The sequence below is a fragment of the Gemmiger formicilis genome (assembly GCF_024462815.1).
Lineage (GTDB): Bacteria > Bacillota > Clostridia > Oscillospirales > Ruminococcaceae > Gemmiger.
Genome location: NZ_JANGCG010000103.1, coordinates 1 through 221 on the forward strand (window position 1 = coordinate 1; position 221 = coordinate 221).

At 47.1% G+C, this 221-nt stretch carries 1 protein-coding gene; it reads right to left on the reverse strand.

Annotation, left to right across the window (positions count from 1 at the left end; translation table 11 throughout):
- On the reverse strand, positions 1-143 hold a 143-nt coding region (locus NE623_RS14660; protein WP_442490244.1), incomplete at its 3' end, for an amidoligase family protein.
- Positions 144-221: the final 78 nt, after the last annotated feature.

The window sequence follows — 221 nt, forward strand, 5'->3', positions numbered from 1 at the left end:
AACTGCGTGTACTTCTGGTTGATGCCCTGCGCGGAGATTGCCATTGCCAAAATAATGTTGGCTTTGGCTTCGCCCGCGTGGAGCGTGGAGTTGAACAATCGCCACTCAACTGTGCCATGGTAGAACACCGAATGTAGGTTCAAGGCATTATGTTGAGCTCAACATAACGCCTTTTATGGCAAGAAAGCGATTATGTATCCCACGTTCCAAACTTTAATTGT